The organism is Candidatus Neomarinimicrobiota bacterium, assembly GCA_034716895.1.
Taxonomy (GTDB): domain Bacteria; phylum Fidelibacterota; class UBA8477; order UBA8477; family JABMPR01; genus JABMPR01.
The window spans coordinates 1-24,188 of the sequence record JAYEKW010000245.1; the positions used below are offsets into that span (position 1 = coordinate 1).

The 24,188-nt window shown below is 42.6% G+C and carries 14 protein-coding genes; all 14 read left to right on the plus strand.

The genetic code is table 11. The annotated features are described in order from the left end of the window. Nucleotides 1–474: nucleotidyl transferase AbiEii/AbiGii toxin family protein (locus U9Q77_13405; protein MEA3288353.1), on the plus strand; the 474-nt coding region annotated here is incomplete at its 5' end. 135 nt (nt 475–609) lie between these two features. Further along, the gene (locus tag U9Q77_13410) at nt 610–2,157 is read left to right on the plus strand and encodes a Fic family protein (GenBank protein ID MEA3288354.1); all 1,548 of its coding nucleotides are present in this window, start codon (nt 610–612) and stop codon (nt 2,155–2,157) included. A gap of 372 nt (nt 2,158–2,529) precedes the next feature. Beyond that, on the plus strand, nt 2,530–3,255 hold the full coding sequence (locus U9Q77_13415; protein ID MEA3288355.1) for a DUF6088 family protein: 726 nt from the start codon (nt 2,530–2,532) through the stop codon (nt 3,253–3,255). Beyond that, nucleotides 3,252–4,226 (plus strand): nucleotidyl transferase AbiEii/AbiGii toxin family protein, encoded by a 975-nt coding sequence (locus tag U9Q77_13420; GenBank protein MEA3288356.1) that lies wholly within the window; start codon nt 3,252–3,254, stop codon nt 4,224–4,226. Before U9Q77_13415 ends, U9Q77_13420 begins: the two co-directional genes overlap by 4 nt. Nucleotides 4,227–4,703: 477 nt before the next feature. Next, entirely contained in the window at nt 4,704–7,634 is a 2,931-nt protein-coding gene (locus U9Q77_13425) for a TonB-dependent receptor (protein ID MEA3288357.1), read from the plus strand. Nucleotides 7,635–7,653: 19 nt separating this feature from the next. Next, nucleotides 7,654–9,957, plus strand: a complete 2,304-nt coding sequence (locus U9Q77_13430) for a hypothetical protein (GenBank protein ID MEA3288358.1) — start codon at nt 7,654–7,656, stop codon at nt 9,955–9,957. Between the two features lie 10 nt (nt 9,958–9,967). Next, nucleotides 9,968–10,936, plus strand: coding sequence for a PorV/PorQ family protein (locus tag U9Q77_13435; GenBank protein MEA3288359.1), 969 nt, complete (start codon nt 9,968–9,970; stop codon nt 10,934–10,936). Nucleotides 10,937–10,947: 11 nt separating this feature from the next. Continuing rightward, the gene (locus U9Q77_13440; GenBank protein MEA3288360.1) at nt 10,948–12,486 is read left to right on the plus strand and encodes a hypothetical protein; all 1,539 of its coding nucleotides are present in this window, start codon (nt 10,948–10,950) and stop codon (nt 12,484–12,486) included. Between the two features lie 9 nt (nt 12,487–12,495). Then, on the plus strand, nt 12,496–13,998 hold the full coding sequence (locus tag U9Q77_13445; protein MEA3288361.1) for a T9SS type A sorting domain-containing protein: 1,503 nt from the start codon (nt 12,496–12,498) through the stop codon (nt 13,996–13,998). Between the two features lie 16 nt (nt 13,999–14,014). Further along, nucleotides 14,015–18,565, plus strand: coding sequence for a DUF5123 domain-containing protein (locus U9Q77_13450; protein MEA3288362.1), 4,551 nt, complete (start codon nt 14,015–14,017; stop codon nt 18,563–18,565). Nucleotides 18,566–18,613: 48 nt separating this feature from the next. After that, complete coding sequence (locus U9Q77_13455) at nt 18,614–21,328, plus strand: chondroitinase-B domain-containing protein (protein ID MEA3288363.1); 2,715 nt, start codon at nt 18,614–18,616, stop codon at nt 21,326–21,328. An 8-nt stretch (nt 21,329–21,336) separates the two neighbouring features. Beyond that, nucleotides 21,337–22,602, plus strand: a complete 1,266-nt coding sequence (locus U9Q77_13460; GenBank protein ID MEA3288364.1) for an alginate lyase family protein — start codon at nt 21,337–21,339, stop codon at nt 22,600–22,602. Nucleotides 22,603–22,604: 2 nt separating this feature from the next. Further along, complete coding sequence (locus tag U9Q77_13465) at nt 22,605–23,321, plus strand: FadR/GntR family transcriptional regulator (GenBank protein ID MEA3288365.1); 717 nt, start codon at nt 22,605–22,607, stop codon at nt 23,319–23,321. Between the two features lie 91 nt (nt 23,322–23,412). After that, nucleotides 23,413–24,177 (plus strand): SDR family oxidoreductase, encoded by a 765-nt coding sequence (locus tag U9Q77_13470; protein ID MEA3288366.1) that lies wholly within the window; start codon nt 23,413–23,415, stop codon nt 24,175–24,177. Nucleotides 24,178–24,188 lie beyond the last annotated feature (11 nt).

Below are 24,188 nucleotides of genomic sequence, written 5' to 3' on the forward strand. Positions count from 1 at the left end.
AGGACTAATAGGTCTCAGAATTTGAAGATCAAAGTGGAGATCGACACGGACCCTCCTCCGGATTTTAAAACCGAGGTGCTCCAACTTTACAATCCCATCCCTTATTCAGTCAAGACATATGTGCAAGAGGATCTCTTTGCGGGGAAGATGCATGCTGTGTTATTCAGAGAATGGAGAAGTAGGGTGAAAGGCAGGGACTGGTACGATATGCTCTGGTTTATGCGCAGAGAGATCAAGCTGAATCTCCACTACTTAGAACAGCGTATGCGAGCATCGGGGAACTGGACTGGGGAGAATGGTCTAACTGAGAAGAAATTTATGTCGCTCTGCATGGACAAGATAAACAACCTGAATATCGAGAGTGCAAAGGAAGATATAGAAGTGTTCCTACACGATCCACGTAGCATCGAAGCCTGGTCGCAAGAATTCTTCCGTGGAGTTGTCAAGAAAATAGAAATACTCCAAATCAATTGAGGGAATCGTATATCAAAAACTGAACGTATTCTTCCACATTATTTTCTGAAAGTCGACTTTTCTGTCAGACACTAAATAGATACTGGCTTTGAGTATTATACTTCCATTAGGCATGATAATACCTATAATTCACGCATGATAGCAAATAATACCCAATATTCATGTGAAATACCTCATATTCATGACAGAACTCTACCTGAGCCCGGATCATTGGTGGGCTACACTGCGATCATCAATGCTTTAGAACTAGAGGTTCCAATTCCAGATATCGTATCGATAATATCAAAGAAAAATAAACGGTATGAAGAAGATGGCTGGAAAGTCTTTACGCCCAAGCATCAGCCAGAAGATTCCCTGTATCACCATTTGGTGTTCGCCTTAAAGTACGAAGGCATAAATCTGCTATTATTCAAAAAACTGTTTCAAAGTCTCTCTGAATCAGAAATTATTGAAATACTACAAATAGCGCCAACAGGGCAGTACAGTCGGAAAATATGGTTTCTGTATGAATGGTTGATGGATAATAAATTGGATATTCCAGACCTGCGGATAAAAAATGCTGTCCCCCTTTTGGACGATAAACTTCAATATACTGGAAAAGGGGTTAGCTCTCCCCGGCACAGAATTTTAAACAATCTCCCCGGGACGAGTACATTTTGTCCGTTGATCAGGAAGACCGAGAAACTTCAGGCTTTTATCCATTCAAATTTAGCTGACAGAAAAAATGATTATTTGCAGAGCGTCCATAAAGATGTATTGCAGCGTGCTTCGGGATTTCTTTTGTTAAAAGATTCTAAGGCATCTTTTACCATCGAAGGTGAAACTCCAGGCAATAAACGGGCTCAACGGTGGGGGGAGGCAATTGGTCAGGCTGGGAGTCAGCCCTTGACTAAGGATGAGTTACTTCGGTTGCAAAAACTGGTCATCGAGAATAGTCGGTTTACAGCTATGGGTTATAGAGAAGCAGGTGGTTTTGTAGGATCACATGATCGTTTGACAGGAGAACCGATTCCAGATCATATCTCAGCAAGATGGCAAGATGTGAGTTCTTTATTGGATGGTCTGATCGAAATGGATCATTTATTAGAGGAATCAGATTATGACTCGGTCTTAGCAGCTGCAATCATAGCTTTTTCTTTTGTATTTATACATCCATTTGTTGATGGCAATGGCCGATTACACCGTTACCTAATCCATCACATCCTGGCGAAGATGAATTTTACTCAACAGGGGATTGTCTTTCCGGTCTCCGCCTCAATGTTGGATCATATTGGAGATTATCAGAAAGTTCTAGAGTCATATTCACGACCACTACTTGAATTCATTGAATGGAAAGCCACATCAAAGGGTAATGTGGAAGTTCTTAATGAGACATCAGATTATTATCGGTATTTTGATGCAACCAAACAGGCTGAATTCTTGTACGCCTCTGTCCAGGATACGGTCGAAACAATTATACCATATGAGGTCGATTACTTAAATCATTATTTTGAAATGAAACGGTATTTAGATAATAATTATGAGATGCCTGATGGAACCGTTGCACTTCTTGTACGCTTTTTGGAACAAAATGGAGGGAAGTTATCAATTAGGGCAAGGTCAAAAGAATTCAGGGCACTATCCAATGATGAAGTTACTGATATTGAAAATGTGTATCAGGAGATCTTCGAAATAATCAAATAGACAATATAGATCTCCATACTTGTATATTATTTTCTGTATACATGATTCTGTTGATTTAACCGCTAATTACACTAATGTACGCGAATTTTATGATTTATGTATTTGTTTCTATTGAACAATTATTTATAATTAAATAAGACGAGTAATTTCTATTGAATCCGGCATGATGGGCTCCTCTGATATTCTACCACCTAGTTTACCATAATCATGATTGATAAACACAAAGTATAATTATCTCCATAAATATAAACTAATTAGCCAGCATGATTTGATACTGTATAATGTAAATATGTCAAGTAAAATATGATAAAAACTTGACAATAGATAAAATAGACTTACCTTTTCTGTAGATAGTACAAGGGAGGGTGCTTAATGAAGGTTACAGAGAAAATCGCAAAAAAGATTAAGCGGATGAAAGAAGGATCCGTATTTGGGTATACTCAACTTGGAATAGAGCCCGATGAATTTGTTGCTGCAGCCAAAGCATTAGAGCGGTTTGTGAAAAATGAGACTATTGGCAAAGTCTCTAAGGGAAAATTTTATAAGCCAAAGGAAACAGTGTTCGGAAAGCTGAAGCCACGTGAGGATGAATTGCTGAAATTGTATTTATTTTCTGGTCGGAAGCAAGTTGCCTATATCACCGGTACAGCGCTTTTCAATCGATTGGGGCTAACAACACAAGTTCCTAAGGTTATCAAAGTGGCAAGTCAGGATAAGCGGATATCTATTAACAATGGAAGTTTGCGAGTGAAGTCTGTCACAGGCTATGTGAGAGTAACAAACGACAATGTCTACCTTCTTGAGCTCCTTGATGTCATGAAAGATTTCTCGAAAATACCGGATTTAGATAAAGATATGGCAATTCGTTATTTGAAAGGACGATTAGGGAACCTGAGTGGGAAAGAGAAATCAAAAATAGTAACGTATGCCCTGGAGTATCCCCCGAGAGTTCGGGCGCTACTTGGCCTGCTCTTAAGTGAAATTGGGTCCTGTGAAAAGATTGAGAAGCTCAAGGAAAGTCTCAATCCACTATCGAAGTATGATTACGGTCTTAGCAGTGCCTTGGTTGAAGGGGCAGCAGCGTGGGGGGTGGCTTGAATCTCCATGAAAACGAAGAATTGTTTCAAGATGCAGTTGTAGCTACTGCACAAATGCTTGATATCCCTGAAATCTTTGTAGAAAAAGACTATTGGGTAACATTGGTACTGCATAAGATTTTTCACTCAAGTATGGCTGAGGCTGCTGTATTTAAGGGAGGCACAGCACTTTCAAAATGTCATGGGTTGATTGAGAGATTTTCAGAAGACATAGACATGGTCGTATTGAAAAACCCAGGGGATAGTCATAGTCAGTTAGATAGAAAAGTTAGGAAAATAGGAAAGGTAGTCGAATCGATTCTACCGGAGATCCACATTGAGGGTGTGACAAATAAAATGGGAAAAATCAGGAAAACAGCACACCAATTTGAAAAAGTCTTCTCTGGGGATTATGGTCAGGTTCGACCTGATATCATTGTAGAGACAACCTGGTTCGGAAACTCTGAGCCTAATACTGAAGAGGATGTAAGTTCTTATATCGCCGAGATGATGCACAGGCAGAATCAACACGACCTGATCGAAGAATACGGTTTACAGCCTTTTAAAGTGAGAGTCGTCAGTAAAGAGATATCTCTTTGTGAAAAGATAATGAGTCTTGTCCGATTTTCTCGCCGGGAAAACGCGTACGAAGATCTAGCCAATAAAATTAGACATATTTATGATATACATATGATGTTACTGGATAGTGAGATTGAACAATTCTTTAAGAGCCAACTGTTTGATAAAATGCTCATAACAGTTGGCAAAGAAGATGTGGAGAGCTTCAACAACAATAACGAATGGCTTGTTGAACACCCGGGAAAAGCGGTCATTTTTAATCAAGTTCAAGATACTTGGAATAATATTCGCTCAACATACCGGGGTGTCTTCAGCGAATTAGTCATTGGCAAGCTTCCTGATGACAATGAAATAATCTCTACACTTAAGAGAGTCTCAAATCGGCTAAATAAAGTGGATTGGAAATTGGGCTGAAACTAGAGATGAAATAGCATCGAGGGACATTAAGTCCCTTCAAGAGGTAGCTAAGTATTTTGATCAAGGGTGATTCCTTATAGATTTTGATCCGTATTTGTTGCTTTCACCGGATATCATTTGACCATTTAATTGTCTTTGTTTGGCAGTATCAAACGAGCTTCATCAGATTGACAATATCTCTGCGTTGGGATGCCGCCGGGGACGTGGGGAGTGAGTGTCAGTCGGTCACAGATTTACATTTTGATTTTCGAACAACTGCTTAGTAAATGGGCAGAAATATACTTGACATGTGGGATGGCATCTTTTAAACTAAATACGTCATACATCTTACTAATTCTAATTGTTTGACAAGTATTAAATAAAACATAGACAATAAAGGGTACAGCGTATTCTTGTTCAACTTGATGGTAGTTTTTTCCCTTTGATACATAAATGTGTCATACATCATTCACATTATTTATGGAGAGTCTCTTCATGACTTGGTTACGTAAGTGGCAATCATCTTCTTTGATCGTACTGTTGTTGGTCGCACAGGCCACTTTTGGCGGACAGGGTGGAAAAATATCTGGACAGGTCAGCGATGCTCAATCTGGAGATCCATTGCCGGGTGCGAATGTAATGATCACCCATCGTTGGATCGACGGCCAGGAAATCCCTCTGGATAACCTGATTGGAACAGCGACTGATGTGGATGGTCACTATTACCTCTTAAATATTTATCCCGGTAGCTATTCACTAAGAGTCGATTTTATTGGAATGTCGAGTCGGGTGGTCACCGATGTTGCGATTATGGTCGATATGACAACCTTTATAGATATTGCTATGGAAAACAATGCGCTCGAAGGTGAAGCGGTTATCGTTGAATCTCAACGAAAGAATACGGTCCAAACAGATCTCACAGCTACCAAACAAGTCTACCAAATATCTGATGTTCAAAGTATTGCCGGTGTTAATGATATCGGTGATATCATTAACCTGCAAGCCGATGTGGTTGATGATCATTTTCGGGGAGGGCGAGTCGGCGAGGCAAGTTATCTCCTCGGTGGTGCAACCATCGTTAATCCTTTGACCAATGGCAGGGCTTTTAAGCCAATCGTCACCGGTCTGGAACAGGTTGAAGTCTATACCAGTGGCTTTAGCTCTGAATATGGAAATGCCCAGTCTGGTGTGATCAATATGATTACTAAAGAAGGCCGGGAAAAATGGGAATCACGCCTGGAGGTTTCCATAGTTGCACCGTACTATAAGGTCTGGGAGGAATTTCTGGATGCCGATAGTAACCAAACACTGAAGCCGGGAAGTCCTTATGATAAAAACAGTCTGGATTTTTATGAAATGTTGACTGATACAGCTGAATGGTTAAAAGAAAATCCACAGCAGCCCGGGAGAGTTCTGTATGACCTGGGGTATGGCTTCGGTTCCATCTATTTGCCACCACGTACAACCTGGCCTCCCAATCCGCTCTCCTTTAGCGATTCGATCCAACTTGCACGTCTGGGACAGGTCGCCTGGCTTCAATCTGTAAGGGATGTGGGGCTCCAGTATGACAATACATTTGACAATCGCTTAGACTTTTCAACAGGGGGACCGGTTGCTGAAAATATAAAGATGTTTGTGGCTGTACGGCAGAACAGATCCTATACCCGAATTCCAACCCAGAACCCGGATACTGATAGACAACTGATGAGTAGCTTGGTCTACAGACCTACTGTATCTGATAAATATAAATTGAGTTGGAATTATAATAAATCTAGTCAAACCTACTTTAGCAGTTCATATCGATACTGGCTCTTTGATCCAGCCCTGGCAACCTCCCAACGATTATCTAAGTCCACCCAGTTGGGACTGGATTGGAACCATGTGGTTAATCCTTCAACCTTCTGGCATTTGCGTTTTAGCACCTTAGAACTTATGAATGAGGAATTACTGGCTCTGTTAGCTGAGGATCAATTTGTAACCGATTATATGAAATCTTCTAACTGGGTTGACCTGGTTGGCCCCTCTGCCCACCGGGTTGGAAGAATGAACGATGATGGTGGCCGTGATATTACCACTACCTATGCAGCCCAAGCAGATATTACATCTCAAATTGACCCCGCCAACATGCTCAAAGGTGGCATTCAGTTCAATTACTATGATATTGTTGTGGATAAAATGTATAACCGGTATGGCGAAGCCGATATCAGGTATTTAAGCTTCACTGGAAATCCCTTTGAAGGCGCTATTTTCGCTCAGGACAAGATGGAATTTGAAGGGATGATCGCCAACGTGGGAATGCGTCTTGATTTCTATCAGCTCAATACAGACTTCTATGCTGACCTATATGCCCCGCTGCGAAATCCCAACTATGATCCAACTTTACCCTATCTTGACCGGGGTCCATATTATTCACGGGACCTGGCAGCAACTGAACATTCCCAAGTATATTGGAAGCTACAGCCTCGTATTGGTGTCAGTTTCCCAGTAGATGAAACAACAGTATTTCATCTTAATTATGGTACTTTTTCACAGCGTCCAAATTTTAATCAACTCTTCTATAACCAGATCACACAGAATAACGAAATAGAAATTCTCGGTAATCCCAGATTGAAGCCCGAAGAGACCAATGCCTACGACATGGGTATTGTAAAAGGCTTACCTGTGTTTGGGTTGACCATTGATGTCAGCGCTTATTATAAAGATGTTAAAAATCTCATTCAAAGCGCCTACTATTATGATGAGCAACAAGCCATTTACCGAACTTACATCAATCGGGATTATGCAGATATCAAAGGCTTTCACGTGAATATGGAGCGCAAACACGGGAATCTCCGAGGATATCTACGCTATAATTATGAATCGGCCACCGGCAAGAGCAGCAATGATCTAAATGCGCCCGTAACCTTTTTTGAAATAGCAGATCCGGTATACGGTCTTGAACAATTGCCAGATCCTGCTGATGTATATCTGGACTATGACCGAACCCACAAAACGGTGATGAATATTCGCTACAAGACACCAAAGAGATTTGGACCGGATATTGCCGGAATTTATCCGCTGGCTCAATTTAGTTTTAGTATGACTAATAAATACAGTACAGGAAGGCCCTATACAGATCCTGAAACAGGTCTCCTCTTTACTGAAAGAACTCCCGATGAAGAAGAAGTTCGCCTCCGGATTGAGAAGGGGATGACCCTCTCCGGCACGAAAGCAACCATCTATCTGGAAGGCTATAATGTAACCAATCAAGTCGTTTGGGATTACAGTCGCACCTATGATAATCCATATAATACACCGAGGCTGAAGACTGATCCAGAGGGTATTTTGACCTACGAACTTTACGAACCTTATGTGAGCAGTCAGGATATATATCTATTGCGCAATCAACCCAGACACTGGCGTTTTGGCCTGATAGTGAAATTTTAAGAATGGACCTGGAGAATATATGAGAACCACAACACGCATTTTCATTCTTATCCTTTCCCTAGGATTAACGCAGACAATATTGGGACAAATACGAGAATACAGAATCCATGATCGGGGCATGCTCCACAATACTGTATTTAACACAGGAGAGATTGGACGCGCCTGGCAAACTGGAGATGCAGGAAATTACACCAGCGTTCCTCTTTTTGAGTGGCCCCCTTACTCGAAAACAGTGGTAGGTGGGATTGAATATGATGGACAGCATAATATTTTAGGTGCTGGTGTTTATATCGGCGCCAATCTGGAGGGTTCTCCTGGAGAGACAAATCGTTTGTTTGCGCTATGCGGGGCGGTTGGGGCCAGTTCACCTGAAGTCGCCATCGGTCGATGGTCCTTTCCCCTCTACATGGAGGAGATTGAGAACTTTCCCCTGAATGCAGACGGTCATTTAAATGAAGATTATAATCCCAATGAAGCCGAGGAAATAATCACTGCAGCCTGGGCATCATCCACAGGTATTACCGTAACGCGTACATCCCGCCAGTGGAGCTATCCGGATTATGATGATTTTATTATCTATGAATATGAATTTGAATACACTGGCGATACAGATGGTAATCCTGCGACCATTGAAATGACTGATGATCTTAAAGATGTGATGATTGCTGTAAACTATGGATTCGCTCCCTCGATGTATGGCTATCAGAGACAATATCTTGAATGGAAATACTCAGGGGGGCTTTACCGGGGCGATCAAAACAATTTTTGGGATAGTGACTGGTGGCTATCCTTCAATATGAATTTACGGGTTAACATTTCTGATGCTTCTCTGCCTGCCAAGCCGGAACCAGATCCAGAACGCTTCATGGAGCTTGCCCAATCAGGAATAAATGGGGGTGCCTTAGGCTCACCACAAGCACCAGGTTATGCCATCCTGTTCTATGATACCACTCATCTTGCCTATGTAGTTCCTGAATCACTTGATAGCCTGGGCTTGAATGATTCAGAAACACAAGCCGCTCTCAGGACGTCCACATTACTCTCCCTTGATGACTATGACCAGGTTGATATTTATCGGGAAAATGATGATGGGTCCTTTACCTGGTACTATGAATTAGATGAAAAACATCATATTAAACAGCCCTGGTCCAACAAAGTTTCTACTGGAAATACCAATAGTCCCAAAATGATGTACGAAAAAGATGCCTTTAATCCCAATACACGCTGGAGTGGGGTTTATTCACCAAACAGCGTAACTTGGGCAGAGCGAAAGGGCGACCACTGGTTGGGACGCGCGGCATATCCCTATCGTCAAAGTGCTGATGCCGGGATGAAATTGATAGTCTTCGGACCTTACAGCCTCAAGATAGGGGACAAGCTCGAGCTCAGTTACGCAGAAGTTGTTGGCTATGGCGCTGAGCCGGATAAAAGAATCGAAGGGGGAAATGTGACGCAGCAGTGGATGAGAACTCCAGACTGGAATAGACGATATGTCATAGATGGTCAAGTCATGACCGAAGCCTACCTCGATGATTTTGGATATCCTGATTATGTGAATTCAACGACAGTTCGGACGGTTACTGAAGTGACTGAAAAAGCTTTTGAAGCCTATATGGGGCAGACACCAACTGTCCCGGTTTGGCCAGAGGCAAATGGAAAAGATGGCAGCTATCAGATTCCACCACCGTTCCCTGCTCCCATCTTAACCATAAAGAACAATGAATTGGCAACGGTGAAGTTGACCTGGTATCCTGATCAGGAAGATTTTGTGCATCCCCTTTTAAGTAGCACGTTAGAAAGATACTATATCTGGAGATCCGTCGCTGGAATGGGGCCCTGGACCCTGCTGGACAGTTTGGAAGTGGGAACCCCGATGAATATCGATGGTAAGTACGAGTACATCGATGTCGAGGAGAATTTTAAAGTTGGTGAGTACCGCTATTATGCCGTGACTTCTGTGAGTGATGCCGGTCAGCAAAGTGGGAAAACGAATATAGGACGCTTTGGAAAGAATATTGCTGCCGTTGAAGAACTTACCGATGTCTATGTCGTTCCCAATCCCTATCGTGCTGATATTGGATCATTTCACGGATTAGATGCTGGCAAAATTGGTTTTTATGGTCTGCCCGAAGTGTGCACCATTCAAATCTATAGTTATGCCATGCAATTAGTGCGGACCATTGAGCATGCGGAACCTGCCTATTCCAACCTGAATCACCAGACGACCCGAGTGGGGCAGGAGATGGCTTCTGGAATTTATTTCTATGTTGTTACCACACCTGAGGGTGACAGCTCTAACGGTAAATTTGTGATCATTAAGTAGGGGTGCGGGTATGATTAAAAAATCAATTCTGGCCTGGATCATGTTTTCCCTGATTTCTTTTCAAAGTTTTGCATTTGAAAAGGTGGGTGTAACATCTTTTCAGTTTTTAAAAATTTCCATGGATCCCACAAGCGCTGCAATGGGAGGAGCCTTCGCTGCCGTATCAAGAGGGACCGAAAGTATGTATAACAATCCTGCTGCGTTGGTCAAACAACGAGGATTTGGTACCTTTCTATCTCAATTGGATTATGTATTTGACGCGAATCACAGTACTGGCGCTGCTTCCTGGGGGTTTGGTGACTGGGCGATTGGCGTGTATGGCATTTCTGTAGACTATGGATCAATCCAGGTCACAGATATTGACCACCTGTTCTATGCAGACAACGGAAGCTTTAACCCGGGGCTAACTGGGGAAAAGCTATCTCTCGGGGCCACAGATATAGGGATTGGGTTTAGCCAGGAGTTGACAAATAAATTCTCATATGGCATTATCAGCAAATATATACGCGAAGATTTCTCGATTATGAGCAGCTCGCTGGTTGCATGGGATATTGGTGTTTTATATGACTCAGGATTCAGAAGTATCGTGTTGGGAGCAACCTTGAGAAATTTTGGTCCTCAAGTTAAATATATCACCCAAAGCTATCCTTTGCCCCAAACCATGAATCTTGGTGTTTCAGCAGAATTGCTTGGGGCAGGTACGCCTCTATTCAAAGAAAGTGACTCCCATACTTTGCTCATTTCCGCAGACTTGCTTCAGCCCCGAGACTATGGGCAACAGTATAATATTGGGGCGGAGTATGCTTTTCGTGATCTCTTGTTTGTCAGGAGTGGCTATCGGTTGAATTATGATACAGAAGGTTTGAACATTGGCCTGGGATTTAAACTGAAAAGTGTGGCCTTGAACTATAGTTACAGTGACTACGGAGAACAGCTACCAGGTGTTCACCGTGTTAGCATTGGCTTTATAAATATTTAGGGAATGGCAAGATGACTCAATTACGTGGCTTCTTAATGGTGATCGTGTTGACAGTTCTTGGGCTTAGTACAATTACAGCTCAAAACCGGGGAACGGCATTGTCATTTCAGGGAGTGGAAAATGCACTTCTTTTTACACCTGGTTTGTTTGGCTCTGGTTTAGACGGTGTTGCTGGTCTTGGAAAAACAGTCTCAATTTTTAATAATCCTGCGGGTTTAACCGGCTTTCAGAAGATCACGATGAGCGTTGGCTATGGTCAGAATCAACACAAATGGTGGGAGAATCAGAATATTAAACCGAACCGTCTTTTTGTCACTTTACCTTTTTATTTGGAGGGCCTGTATATACCGGATCCTGCCAATAATGGATTGCTTGATTCTGATATATTTTTTGAATCACTCCTGGATACTACCTATGTCGTAGCTGATCCAGAGATGGGTGTAGAACACTTTTCCGAAGAAGCAGCCGATTGGTCTCGGGAAGAAAATACCAATGGTTTAACCCATCTGGGCCTTGCCATACCCGTGCGATTGGGTGGAAAAGAGATAACCTTTAGTCTTGGTTATGCCAATCTGCTCCATGCCATAAGCTTTGACCGAAACGCTACTTATCTAACCCCAAACCCGGGATATATTGATTATGCAATGCCTGCAAAGGCTGAGGGAATGGATACCGTTCACATCGACTGGTTTGCTTTTGAACGATTGCAGAAACACAAATTTCAGCAATATGATATAAGTGTAGGGTTTCAGCCTATGAATATTATTCATCTGGGTGCTGGCTTTTCACTGGTAAGTGGAAGCTCTCAGGAATATCAGCATCAGGACAAAATCGGGTATTTCGATCTCTATGACCAAAATGAATTTTCCTATTCTTATGATACACTGAATACACGATACCTGGGGGAGGCTGATTATTCTGGGATTAAGGCTCGACTTGGAGCTATCCTGGAGTTTGATAAAATACAGATAGGTCTGTCATACACAACGCCCCTCGAACTGAGCAAAAGCTGGTCGTATACCGAAACCACTAGCTTTATTGATGATGATTCACTCATGGCAGACAATATCCGTGAGCTTGAGGGAGAGGATACTTTTCGCATTCCTGCTTCCTATTCCATCGGCTTCCAGGTGACACCAGTGAATCGGTTTGCTTTTAGCCTGGGTTACGAGATTCACCCTTATGTTGATGCAGAACTAACGCTGGATGAAAATAATCCCTTTTCCCAGGGCGATGTACAAACCTGGATGGATCAGACAATCCTGTATTACGGCTGTCAGTATCAGGTCTTCAATTTTCTGGGTGTAAGCGCGCTCTACCGATCCATTCCTCAAGTCTATATTCCTGATGGCTCACCAATAAAAGATTCTGGCCCAGAGACAAACAGTTACACGTTTGGTGTAGCGAGTGATTTGGGTGTATTTGGCAATGTTTATATCAATCTTGAATACCTCGACTTGAAATATCAGGACATCTATTTTTCAAATACAAATTATGCTCATGAACAGGGATGGTCCCTAAGGATGAGCTACAGTTATTCCATTAATTAAGGAGGCGGTATGAAGAAACTGCAACTAGGCCTTTTATCGTTGCTGATCTCAGTAACATCGTTTGCCCAGATTCCATCACTCATTGAAGTGGGTGCGGATAACTGGGAATCGTGGTATCAAGGTGATTTTAAGAATGTATTGGGCTTTGTGGCACAGGGTGCTGATACAGTCCTGTTGACCTCGGGAGGTTTTGTCTATACGACATCAGATACCTTCCCATTGCTCATCAACAGCCCCGTGGTCATTATGGCTGCTCCGGGTTTGACTGAGAAACCTATTTTGACTCATTCAAATCCTAATCTCAGTACTTCCATGGAGATTTTTCGCATTACAGATGATGTGGAATTCCATGGAATTGCTTTTGAGGGAGCCCTTGATCAGCCCCATGGCCTCAAATACGCATTACGTTATGGCGATTTTGAAGATACTGGAACCGGTATGATAACCTTGGGTAAAACAGATGTAGACATTACCGTAAAGGATTGTAGCTTCAATAATTTTCATTCTGAAGGTGATCAAAATCTTCAAGGGAATGCCTTCTACTTTCTCAAGCCAATTGATATTACGAATGATCACTTGAGAGCGCATAAGATTCTCATCGAGAATTGTATGTTTACCGATATAGGGGATGAGGCTATCCGCATTTCAGAAGGTGAGAAATACCCCTTTGGTTCAATCGGTACAGTGGCCTACGATACGCTTATCGTTCGAGATTGTACTTTTGATGATATCGATGCCGAGTGTATCCGGATCTATGGTGACACAGATACCAGTTTCGCAGGGCCTACCTACGTTGATGGGTTAACCCTCATCGAAAATGTCACGGCAGTAAACTGTTCTCCGCGCTTCATTTATGCTAAGAATTATCGGCAGACGATTGTGCGGGACGTGTTGGTTGCTCACGGACGAGGAACTTCTCTAGCCAGACCGGAACGTGGTGATTTTGTCATGCAGATTCAACTGAGCTCATCCTACATAGCTCATATCGATACATTTGATCTGTTGTTTACCATGTATTACGATAAACGCATTGGAGCAACCAAGGGTGGATGGGTCGACACGAATTCAGTCTATGGCTTTGATCCACTATTTGCTGATTTTGCCAATGGGAATTACGAAGCACAATCCAGTTCGCCGCTTTACTGGACCAGTTCACTTGGTGGATTTAACTCCAACGGTGGCTTTATTGGTGATCGTCGTTGGGCTACTGATCCGCCTGCAGCAGGAATTAATTCTGAGAATAAACCCGAAAGATTTCAACTGGGTCAGAATTATCCCAACCCATTCAATCCATCAACAACCATCAATTTTTCCATTGAGAGACCTGATTTCACGACGTTAAAGGTTTTCAATGTTAGGGGGCAGGTCATCGCAACCTTGAAGGATGGATTTCTCATGGATGGAAAGTATAGCCTCGTATTCAATGCATCTGATCTGTCAAATGGCGTTTATTTCTATGAGTTACGCCAGGGGCAGCAGGTACAAATTCAAAAAATGATATTACTTAAATAACGAAACGGGAGGAAACATGAAACGATTGCTACTGGCTATTTGTCTTGTGACATTAGCATTTGGAACCCTGCAAGCTACGGTGATTCCAGTAGAAAATACTGTAAACAACTCGCTGTCAGATGCTATTGCTGCTGCGACTGCAGGTGACATCATTGAGTTGATTACAGATGGAGATTATCTGTCAACATCACAGATCGTTATTGATAAGGATCTGACGATCCGCGGTCTGGAAACACTGGCCAATAAACCAGTATTGAAGTATATCGGTACTTCAACAGGTGCCTATATGTTTAAGGGCGTTGGTTCATCCCATATCGAATTCCACAATCTGGAACTCGATGGTGACGGAACTGCTGAAGGTGGTGCCGCTCTAGCAAAATATGCTTTCAGATTAGACAATGGTGATCCTACTATGACCATGGACCTGTTCATGGACAATTGCCATGTCCATGATTTCAATGAGAAGTTCATCAAACCTTATGGAAACACTGGACTTGACTCCCTGGTTATTACCAACACCGTTTTCCATGATGGTGCCAGAGAAGGTATCGTTCTTTATTCAGGTTCTACCAGTGACCCAGCTGTAGTTTTTGCTTATGCTGAAATCTCTAATTGTACCTTTTATGCCATAGAACGTGAAGCCATTAAGGGTGATACCTATGTTGATGGTGTGGTTCGTATAGATCGCATCACTGCTTACGATTGTGGAAGCACTCAGAATAAACCCATGATTTATTTCCGGGATATGACGGATGTTATCGTAACAAACAGCATTTTTGCAAATAATACCAATCCTGATGCAGGTGAGGAGTTTGCTGAATTTGACTCTGACTTGAGTTTATTTAACCATAATTGTGTCTGGGATATTGTGAATTCAGATGTTAGTGCTGCAACCGTGAGTGATACCATCCATACGGATCCTCAGTTCACCGACGCAGCCAATGGTGATTTCTCCATTCCTGAAGCATCTGTATTGTATTTCTTTGCTGATGATGGCGGCGCTATTGGTGATTCACGTTGGGCTCCTGTAATTGAAGCGACCGTGATTCAGATTAGCAATGCTGCACCAAATGCCCTGGCTGACGCTATTTCAGCAGCCGCTGAAGGTGATATCATTGAGCTGATCTCTGATGGTGTCTATACCAATGATTCTCAGATTGTTCTAGATCAAGACATAACCATTCGTGGTTCATCTAATATCCCCAATCGACCGGTTGTAAAATATAATGGTACATCCACTGGTGCCTATATGTTCAAGGGGGTTGGTTCACCACATTTGGTTATTAAGAATCTGGAGCTCGATGGTGACGGAACTGCTGAAGGTGGTGCCGCTCTAGCAAAATATGCTTTCAGATTAGACAATGGTGATCCTACTATGACCATGGACCTGTTCATGGACAATTGCCATGTCCATGATTTCAATGAGAAGTTCATCAAACCTTATGGAAACACTGGACTTGACTCCCTGGTTATTACCAACACCGTTTTCCATGATGGTGCCAGAGAAGGTATCGTTCTTTATTCAGGTTCTACCAGTGACCCAGCTGTAGTTTTTGCTTATGCTGAAATCTCTAATTGTACCTTTTATGCCATAGAACGTGAAGCCATTAAGGGTGATACCTATGTTGATGGTGTGGTTCGTATAGATCGCATCACTGCTTACGATTGTGGAAGCACTCAGAATAAACCCATGATTTATTTCCGGGATATGACGGATGTTATCGTAACAAACAGCATTTTTGCAAATAATACCAATCCTGATGCAGGTGAGGAGTTTGCTGAATTTGACTCTGACTTGAGTTTATTTAACCATAATTGTGTCTGGGATATTGTGAATTCAGATGTTAGTGCTGCAACCGTGAGTGATACCATCCATACGGATCCTCAGTTCACCGACGCAGCCAATGGTGATTTCTCTATTCCTGAAGCATCTGTATTGTATTTCTTTGCTGATGATGGCGGCGCTATTGGTGACTCACGTTGGGCACCCCCCATCGGACTCTATGCTCTAAATGTTTTCACAGATGGTTTGGGCTCTGTAGCTCTAGATCCTCCTGGTGGTGTTTATACTGAGAATACGGTAGTTACGCTGACAGCTACACCGGATGATTATTATGCATTCGAAGGCTGGAGCCCCAATGTACCAGCTTTTCCACCTAGCAACCCAGTTGTTTCAATTACAGTAACTGAGACCATGGATATCACAGCCTACTTTGTTCCGACTATCACGGAATACTTTATCGAGATATCCAGTATTGGCCTGGGACATGTTGATGCAACCCACACACCTCAGTTCCCGGTAGATGGTTACTATGAAGGGGATAACCTTGCCTTAGTGGCTGTTCCCGATACCACAACCTGGGAATTTGCCTATTGGGTCAACGCTGCAATGGACAGTATTGATGTCGGTGATATCGATTATACCATCGATGCCGATACCAGCTTTATTGCTTATTTCCGTAGCACCATTGATCAGGTTACCCTGACCACCAGTTTTACGGGGATGGGGTCTATAGCAATCAGTCCTACTCCAGTAGCCGGATTTACAAGCTACGATACAGGTACTGAGATTACCTTGAATGCCATTGCTCCACTAGGTTGGGAGTTCACTGGATGGACAGGAGATCTAACTTCAACTGATAATCCACTGGTCTTTACAATCAATGCGGATATGGCTTTGGCAGCGAGTTTTGCTGAGATTAGCCATCCAGATGGCGTTCTTGCAGTTGATCTCAGCTGGGAAATTCTGGATGCAGTTGAATATGCAGCCAATAATAGTCAGGTAACAACGCTTCTATTGACCAGTGTTGGTCCATATGTGCCCTCTGAAGACCTGCGCGTTAATGGTAAAATGCCACCAATTACCCTCCGCAACCATCTGAACATATATGGGGCCGATACCCTGGCCATGCGACCCTTGATCCAGGGCTATACCTCATCAACAGGTGGAACCAGCTCTGAAGGTTTTTTCCGATTTAGAGATGGGGGTAGTCTTACTCTTAAAGATCTTCGCGTAGATGGATTAATGGACGGTGCAGTTGTTCCTTCAAAATACATCTTTCGCGCAGATGATTCTGCAGTGACTGAATTTCATTGTTCTTTGAATGCCTATAACGTTGATTTTAAATCAACAGTAGAGGTCTTCTATAAGAATTATGGAACTGCCTATGTAGATACCATGCGATTTGTTGACTGTGTGGTTTCGGATATTGGCAAGGAGTTAATATACTTGAATACTGTAGGACAGGCTGATTATGTGGAGCTTACCAACAGCACGTTCCATAATATTGGTCGTGAGATTATTTACCTCAAGAATATGAACCCCCAGATCGTTGTTGACCACATAACCATCGACTCTTGTGGTTATGGCTATGGTACTGAAGGTGATAAATTCGGTGCTTTCCGGATCGAAAATACAACGAATGTCAGTTTTACCAACTCGATCATCAATGATATGCCAAATACTATCTATGATTATGCCATGAGAATTTCCGGCGAGAACTCAATCATTGATAATATTCTAATGAATAATGTGTCCATGAATATCCAGAATAGAGATGGTGCGACGATCGGATCCAATGTCTTCTGGTATGATCCCATGTTCGCCAACGAAACAGACCATGACTATAATTTGGCTGACGCTTCCGTGGCTTACCACTTAGCCGATGATGGATCAGCTGCTATTGGTGATCTGAAATGGGCCACATCAGTAAATGTAACACCGTACAACGCACTCAATCTTGATGTTATTGGTGAAGGACTTGTTATGGTAGTTCCTGAACCCATGGCCAAATTCTATGTGCCTGGTACTTCAGTAACAGCTTCAGCTGCTCCAGATTCATTGGCACAGTTTGATGGTTGGAGTGGTGATGTTGTCTCTCCTGATGCAGCGATTACTTTCACAATGGATGCTGACAAATCAATCACAGCAACCTTCAGTGTACCTACCTATACGCTTAACCTGAATGTGAAGATGCAGTATCAAATCCATATTGGGACCTTCAACCCAGCAACCGATTCACTAGATGTAGCTGGATCATTTAATAACTGGGGTGCCGATGGGACCTGGTTGTATGATGTTGATGGCGATACGGTCTGGTCAGTTGCCATGGTATTTCCAGCCCTTTCACCAGACCTGAATTTTGAGTATAAATTCAGAATCAATGCCAGTTGGGATGATGCTACAGCTGAGTTCCCATATGGTGGACCAGCTCGTGTTCTGAATCTCACCAGTGATACTACTATCACGGTATGGTATAATGATCTGGATATGACTACTTCCGTGGATGAACATTTCATGCCTGAAGTTTATAGCCTATCTCAGAATTTCCCCAACCCCTTCAATCCTAGTACCACTATCTCCTTCGATCTCATCGAAACAGCGGATACTAGATTGATTCTTTATGATATGCGGGGTCGAGAAGTTGAACACCTTGTGAATCAGAACATGGCTCCAGGGCGCTATACTGTCACCTTTAATGGTGCTGCCCATGCCAGTGGCGTTTATTTCTATCGCTTGACGAGTGGCACATTCTCAGATGTTAAGAAGTTGATGCTTATAAAATAAGTTAGTGACCATCCTGCGGGGTGCCTGGTCACCCCGCAGGGCTTATTTATGAAAATACTGATCTATATATTATCCTTTTTAAGTGCGGTTCAACTACTGGCAGACAATACGCTGGTCTATACAGCGCTTGAAATTCATAATATCATGGATGAATTGCTTCCAGGTGATACTCTGACCCTGAATAATGGGGTTTGGAATGATCAACGGATCTCTATTCACGCAGAGGGAAGCGCAACAGAACCAATTGTGTTAATTGCAGAAACTCCCGGCCAGGTGATCTTGACCGGGTTTTCTACACTCGCTATTTCTGGTTCGTGGATTGAAGTAAACGGACTTAATTTTAGAGATGGTTATTCTACCGGATCTGGCGTTATTGAATTTCGACGGTATGGTGACAGGGCTAATTATTGTCGTGTAACCAATACCACCATATTCAATTTTAACCCATCTAGTAACACAGCGAATTATAAATGGGTTTCCATGTATGGTCAACACAATCAGGTGGATCATTGTTATTTCGCTGGAAAATCTCATGATGGGGCTACTTTTGTGGTCTGGCTGACAGAACCACAGGATCGTGAGAATCAGCATATCATCGAGTACAACCATTTTGGCTATCGACCACCCCTGGGTTTTAACGGTGGCGAGACTATTAGGATCGGGACCAGCACGCACTCAATGTCGAATTCTCAAACTATTGTCAGACATAACTTATTTCAACAATGCAATGGTGAGATCGAGATTATTTCCAACAAGTCCTGCGAAAATATTTTTTTCAGTAACACCTTTCGAGACAATGAAGGTTGTCTCACCCTCAGACACGGAAACCGCTGTCGCATCGAGGGAAATTTCTTTTTTGGCGCTGGCAATACTGAAGCTGGTGGTGTTCGTATCATTGGAACAGACCACGAAATTGTAAATAATTATTTTGAAGGGTTACCTGGAACCGGTTATCGATCAGCAATCACATTTGTTATGGGTGTCGTGGACTCACCCTTAAATCGTTACTTCCAGGTTGAAAATACAACAGTAGTCCACAATACACTGGTGAATTGCTCCCAATCATTTTTAATCGGCTATGGTTCCTCAGATGATCAGACCCTGCCACCCATTAACTGCACCATTGCTAATAATGCTGTAGATGCCGGGAATTATGATGTCTTTCACTTTGGTGCTTCAGAAGGAAACCCTCAGGGGTTTTCATATTCACAAAATATGGTTATGGGACATGCTTTAGGTGTGACGGATACCAGTGCTGGAATTATTTGGCTTGATCCTGAGTTGAGCCTTTCAGAAGATGATCTATATCGACCCGCCAATATCAGTCCTTTGCTGGGTGCCGCCTCTGAGTTGAACATCGTCATGACCACCGATATGGATGGTCAGCTTCGAACTGCATCTACCGATATTGGGGCAGATCAAGTATCGTTTGATCCTATTGTTTATAGACCCCTGTCGGAAACGGATGTTGGTCCGAGCTGGATTTCAGTTCCAAGTGGTAACCAATTCGTTGAAGCTGGTATGAACACATTGCTAGATGCAGTTGAAACGGCAATACCAGGTGATACTTTATTTCTTGTTGGGGTGGACTACCAGCTTTCTGAACCCATTGTGATAGACAAAGAGGTTTTGATACTCCCGGGATCTGACTTAGAGCTAACCCCAGTTATCAGCTTAGCCAGTGACGTATTATCCATGTCAACGCTCTTTGACATTCAAGGGAATGGTGAGCTGAAAATAACCGGAGTGACCATTGATGGTGGTGGAAATAGTGGAAATATAGCTCAACGTGCATTCCATGCAAATTACAACGATGCAAACCTGCTCTACGCACTCGATATTCAAAATACAATATTTCAGAATTTTGGGACCACAGGTGACTATGCTTCAGTTCTGGAAGGTTCAGTAGGTAGTTTTGCTGATTCCATCAGTTTTAAAAACTGCATATTCAAGCATACCAAGGGGACTTTGTTTATCCTGGATAATAATGATGATGATACTGGCTTGTATAGTGTCCAATATCTTCTTTTTGAGGATTGTACATTTTGGGATATCCCCCATGGCGTTCTCAGTATTTATGGCGGCGATAGCAATCCGTACTCTGTTGGCCCAGTTGTCCTGATCGATCAATGTACGTTCCATGAATGTGGCCTTGATGGTTTACCCGTAATCAATGCACGGGACGTAGATGTTACCACCATCGCAAATAGTATTTTTAGCACTTGTAGTCCCGATGCCGCAATCGTTGAACTATATAACTGGTCCCAAATATATAACTGCGATATTTATGAGAGTGGGACGGTTTCCCTTCACTCTACTGCAAGCATTGGAGAGGGGATGCTCGAAAGTGACCCGCAGTATATGGATGCTACTCAGGGCTTATTCAATTTGATCGAAGGCTCTCTGCTCTATGAAAATAACGGGACAAATGGGATTCCCTACGGGGATAGTCAATGGCATGACCCACTTCTCATCGTAGGGGTTGTCGAAAATCAACCTCACATCTTGCAACCTAGCTATAATTATCCAAATCCCTTTAATGCATTCACAACATTTTATGTGGAATTCACTTCACCTGGTCCTTTGAAATTAGAGATATTTGATCTGGCAGGCAGGCAAGTCGTTGCCAAGGACCTAGGGGTTTATTCTGCGGGAGGGCATGATATAAATATGAATTTGGAGTATTTGGCTTCGGGTGTATACGTTTGGAAAATAATGCAGGGTAATATTTATCACTTGGCAAAAATGACAGTAATTAAATGAGAATTGTTATGAATAGACCCTTGGTAGCGTTAGCTCAGATTTTGTTTCTGGGATTATTACTGACCACATGCTCAACAACTCAGAGTTTAAAAGTGGAGCTGAGTCACACTGGGATGTTTGAGCTAAGTATCCTGGAAACGAACAAACAGGAGATCTTAAAAGGCAGTCATATGCTGATGCCTGCCTATGACCAGTTGAAATTGGATGCTTTGGTCGCCCTGGATCTTGTTGCTCCAAGCGTGATGGATAAGGTATCCATTCCACCCAGCGGCGATAAGCACGACTACACGAGTATGGGGCCATATTGGTGGCCAAATCCTGATACACCTGATGGTTTACCCTATGTCCGTAAAGATGGTCAGGTCAATCCGGAGCGAAATAAATACGACAAAGTGTCAGGTTCGGAAATGTCATATGCTGTCAAGGCGTTGGCTCTTATGTATTATTTCAGCGAAGATGAGATTTATGCAAAACAAGCAGCCCATCTACTCCGTACCTGGTTTATTTCCCTGGACACACGTATGAATCCCAATCTAAATTATGGTCAATTTGTTCCTGGTCGTTCAGTTGGCCGTTCAGTTGGTATTATTGAATCTAGAGATTTTGTATTTTTGACAAGTTTTGAGCCATTGTTGCAGTCATCTGAACATTGGACAAAAGCTGACCACCACTCCTTTGTGACCTGGATGGATGAATTTCGGGTCTGGTTAGTTAAAAGCGACTTAGGCCAGCAGGAGTTTAAGCGTGCCAATAACCACGGTTCCTGGTACGATTATCAAGTGCTGGCATTAAGTCATTTTTGCGATAGAACAGAAGAAACAACTATTTTGGCTGAAAGTGTTCTTGAAAGACGGCTGGAACATCAAATTGAGCCAACGGGTGAACAACTTGAAGAGTTAGCCCGTACAAAATCTTTCAACTACTCTGTGTTCAACATAGAGGCATTAACGCATGTAGCCATTTATACTCAGGATTATGGCATTGATCTATATCAGACAAAAGAAGAAAACCCATTATTAGTGCAGGCCATTGATTTTCTTTTGCCCTATATTGTTGGAGATAAACCCTGGCCATATAAACAGATATCAAGCATAGCACATTCACAAGAAAAGATGATATTTATCCTTGCTCGTGCGTATGCGCATTACAAAGTCCCTGAATACATGAGTGCAATAGAAATTTTAAAAAATAGATTTCCTCAGTCACGTTATAACCTTACCACAAGGCAAGGAAACATCACGACGATAAATCAGGATTTGCTGGGAGAAAAATAGGTATGCATACATATTCAAAAGTGGGTAGCACAGAAACCCTTAGCAGCAAAATTCAAAATCAGATTGAGCAATCAATCCTACAGAAGAAATATTTACCTGGTGATAAGCTACCGACTGAAAAAGAATTGTGCATCATGTTTGGTGTCAGTCGGACCGCACTTCGAGAAGCACTCCAAATGTTGAGTATTCAGGGACTTATTAGTATTCGAAAGGGGAGTGGGATCTACGTTACGGAGTACAATTCCGATCACGCTGTTAGACCCATGAGCCGTTACCTGGCAATGAATCTGAATGCTGAGTTGATCATACAGGTCATTGAAGTTCGAAAAGCATTTGAACCTCAGATTGCCTGGATAGCAGCCAGGAATCGGGATGAGGCAGATGTGAACGGTTTAGAAATAAATCTGGAAGAGCTGCAAAAAAGTGATCAATCCAATTCCGAGCGACAAGGTGAGATTGATCAAAGTTTTCATATGCAAATTTGTGAAGCCACCAAGAATCCGATTATTCCCCTGCAAATGGAGCCAATATTTCGGTTGATGCCAAGGATTCGAACTATTGTTTATAGTACTGTGGACACAGCCTTAAGTGAAGCAGTAACATTTCATGAAAAAATATTTGTGGCCATTCGTGATCAGAATTCAGAGGCTGCCCGTGATGCTATGATGGGGCACTTGGCTGTTGCAGAAGAACATTCCTACAAGATATTGAATCAATAAAGAGCGGATGATTAAAACCAACCGCGATCTTACAGGCCAAATTAATTAGTATGACATATTATAAAAAGATACAAAACTGAAAGGGTTGGACATGAAAATCGATTTAACAGGTAAAACAGCCTTGATTACAGGTAGCATCCAGGGAATTGGATTCGAAACAGCGAAAACACTGGCTTTAGCAGGTGCAAAGGTAGTGCTCAATAATCATATGGATGCTGATGGTCTCCAAACAAAAGTGGATGAGATCATTGCAGCTGGTGGTGAGGCAAAAGGGGTCATCGCAGATTGTTCAAATAAAGCGGATGTCCAAAAATTAATTGATGAAACCGTGGCTTTTGGCGGATCATTAGACATTCTGGTGAACAACGCTGGTGGACTTATTAAACGTGTTCCCATAGCAGATTTTGATGAGGGTCATTTTGATACTATCATGAACGTAAATGTCAAAACTGCATTTATGGTTACGTCCTTCGCTATTCCTCATCTTATTAAAAGTACAGCAGGTCGCATTATTAACTTCTCCAGCCAGGCTGCCCACGATGGTGGTGGGCCTGGTGCCGCAGCCTATGCCGCTTCAAAGGGTGCTATTTGGACCATGACCAAAGGTGTAATCAAGGAAGTGTCTTCGCATGGTGTGACTGTAAATGCTATATCTCCTGGATTCATTGCTGGTACGGCATTTCATAACACCTTTACTGCTCCCGAAGTTCATGAAAAGGTCACTGGGATGGTTCCTCTAGGTCGTTTAGGCGAGCCTGTTGATGTGGCAAATGTCGTATTGTTTCTTGCTTCTGGTCTAGGTGCTTATGTCAATGGGCAGAGTATCCAGGTAAATGGTGGTTTATACATGCCCTAATGTGATTTGAG

Coding starts and splice junctions, on each gene's coding strand:
- U9Q77_13410 (MEA3288354.1), top strand. CDS start 610: ATGATAGCAAATAATACCCAATATTCATGTGAAATACCTCATATTCAT.
- U9Q77_13455 (MEA3288363.1), top strand. CDS start 18,614: ATGAAAATACTGATCTATATATTATCCTTTTTAAGTGCGGTTCAACTA.
- U9Q77_13430 (MEA3288358.1), top strand. CDS start 7,654: ATGAGAACCACAACACGCATTTTCATTCTTATCCTTTCCCTAGGATTA.
- U9Q77_13460 (MEA3288364.1), top strand. CDS start 21,337: ATGAATAGACCCTTGGTAGCGTTAGCTCAGATTTTGTTTCTGGGATTA.
- U9Q77_13470 (MEA3288366.1), top strand. CDS start 23,413: ATGAAAATCGATTTAACAGGTAAAACAGCCTTGATTACAGGTAGCATC.
- U9Q77_13435 (MEA3288359.1), top strand. CDS start 9,968: ATGATTAAAAAATCAATTCTGGCCTGGATCATGTTTTCCCTGATTTCT.
- U9Q77_13465 (MEA3288365.1), top strand. CDS start 22,605: ATGCATACATATTCAAAAGTGGGTAGCACAGAAACCCTTAGCAGCAAA.
- U9Q77_13445 (MEA3288361.1), top strand. CDS start 12,496: ATGAAGAAACTGCAACTAGGCCTTTTATCGTTGCTGATCTCAGTAACA.
- U9Q77_13415 (MEA3288355.1), top strand. CDS start 2,530: ATGAAGGTTACAGAGAAAATCGCAAAAAAGATTAAGCGGATGAAAGAA.
- U9Q77_13440 (MEA3288360.1), top strand. CDS start 10,948: ATGACTCAATTACGTGGCTTCTTAATGGTGATCGTGTTGACAGTTCTT.
- U9Q77_13425 (MEA3288357.1), top strand. CDS start 4,704: ATGACTTGGTTACGTAAGTGGCAATCATCTTCTTTGATCGTACTGTTG.
- U9Q77_13450 (MEA3288362.1), top strand. CDS start 14,015: ATGAAACGATTGCTACTGGCTATTTGTCTTGTGACATTAGCATTTGGA.